Source organism: Candidatus Paracaedibacter symbiosus, assembly GCF_000757605.1.
Classification (GTDB): Bacteria; Pseudomonadota; Alphaproteobacteria; order Paracaedibacterales; family Paracaedibacteraceae; genus Paracaedibacter_A; species Paracaedibacter_A symbiosus.
In genome coordinates this window covers 2,215-3,443 of record NZ_JQAK01000020.1, presented here as the reverse complement: position 1 = coordinate 3,443, position 1,229 = coordinate 2,215, and the positions used below count along the sequence as shown (strand labels likewise).

At 40.5% G+C, this 1,229-nt stretch carries 2 protein-coding genes; both read right to left on the bottom strand.

Features of this window, described 5'->3' with window-relative positions; genetic code table 11:
• Positions 1 to 78: 78 nt before the first annotated feature.
• On the bottom strand, positions 79 to 504 hold the full coding sequence (locus IG80_RS0111740; protein WP_032114217.1) for a toprim domain-containing protein: 426 nt from the start codon (positions 502 to 504) through the stop codon (positions 79 to 81).
• A 21-nt stretch (positions 505 to 525) separates the two neighbouring features.
• Positions 526 to 1,098: a DUF7146 domain-containing protein gene (locus tag IG80_RS0111735; RefSeq protein WP_032114216.1), complete on the bottom strand. Its 573-nt coding sequence runs from the start codon at positions 1,096 to 1,098 to the stop codon at positions 526 to 528.
• Positions 1,099 to 1,229 lie beyond the last annotated feature (131 nt).

Genomic DNA, 1,229 nt, shown 5'->3' with positions numbered 1-1,229 from the left:
TGGTTATTTACATACACAAGGGTTTGCGGATTTGATGCCTTAGCTTTAAGAACCCGTAATAACTTCGTATAGCATACATTATACGAAGTTATACGATTGAGGGCGTCCTGAGAGGTGGGTTTCCTTTTGGGAGCGTCTTTCTTTGAATGAAGCAACCTCCTTAAGCACTTCTTGAACAACAGCAATCCCTTCTTCTTGAAGAATATCATTAAAATCCCGTCCCTTTTCCCCTTGTGGTCTAACAATAGAGGCTTTGAACCCCTCTTCTTGAAGTTTCTTTAGATTTTGCTCAGATGATTTCCAAGCCTGAGAGCCCACCTCATCTGCATCACAACATAAGATGACAGGCTGATCCTTGTCTTTAATATGGCTTCCTACATAGCGCATATTAGAAAGGCCTAAAGTTACAAGAATCCTCCCTTGAATGCCAGCTTCTTTTAAAGAGAGGGCTGTCTCAATTCCTTCTGCAACATAAGTAGGACCTTCCCCTGCTTGGATTTCCACAGCCGTGCCTTTAATTAGACCCTAAAGAGCGCTTTTTACATCAATATCGGCTTTATTGGCTGTATTAGGGTCTAAGCATGTCACTTGAGCTGCGGTCAGCTTTCCTTCAGCATCCCTTGCAAAAGCTACTAAGGCTGGATAGCTCATTTGAGAATCATAGTCTCTAAATTCAGGAATAAACCTTAAATCTTGAGGCAGCTTGGCAGTCTCAATTTTACGGTGTTCTCTTAAGTACTGCTCGGCAAGCGTTCCTTGAATGGAGCGTGAAGTATCATAAAGATTTTTTGTAGTAGCTTGTGACTTCTCAATTTTAGCCTTTTCTTCTATCTCAGCTTGGAGTTTAAGCTCATTCTGCTTTTGTGCTCTTTCTTCCCAATTGATGGATATCAATTGAGGGGCATTAATCTCTTCTCCTATCTGCTTAATGGCGTCTTTATAAGAAATTTTAAGTGATTTGCTCACATAATTAAAGATGTCCCCACCTTCACCCGTTTTAAAGTTACTCCAGGTGCTTTGATCCCGATAGATGACAAATCCTCCTTTAGAGCCGTATCTTATTTCATGAGAGCGGTAAGTAGGCTTAGGATTCGTCACCCACAGGTCAATATGACGTCGTATAACTTCGTATAATGTATGCTATACGAAGTTATTACGACATCCATTGCTACGAAATTTTGCTTCATTAAAAATAGGTAAATCTTCTTGGGTTGAGAGGAATATCCCAT